General features: G+C 47.5%; 1 pseudogene. It reads left to right on the top strand.

Annotated elements, in window-relative coordinates:
* Positions 1-25: 25 nt before the first annotated feature.
* Positions 26-238, top strand: a pseudogene (locus ACTHS4_RS12535) (TonB-dependent receptor plug domain-containing protein); the annotation flags it as partial.

Here is a 238-nt window from a genome sequence, read left to right as displayed (position 1 = left end):
ATCCATTACATCTTGAGTTGATAATATGAAACCATTACAAATGCTCCCTATTGCTGCGCTGGTCGGCAGTATTTTCGGCAATCCAGTCTTGGCAGCGGATGAAGCTGCAACCGAAACCACACCCGTTAAAGCAGAGATAAAAGAAGTCCGCGTTAAAGGTCAACGTAATGCGCCTGCAACCGTGGAACGTGTCAACCTCGGCCGCATTCAACAGGAAATGATACGCGACAACAAAGAC

This window comes from Neisseria sp. P0014.S009, assembly GCF_051958155.1.
In the GTDB taxonomy this organism is placed as follows: Bacteria; Pseudomonadota; Gammaproteobacteria; order Burkholderiales; family Neisseriaceae; genus Neisseria; species Neisseria flavescens_C.
This window is presented reverse-complemented; position numbering and strand designations above follow the sequence as displayed.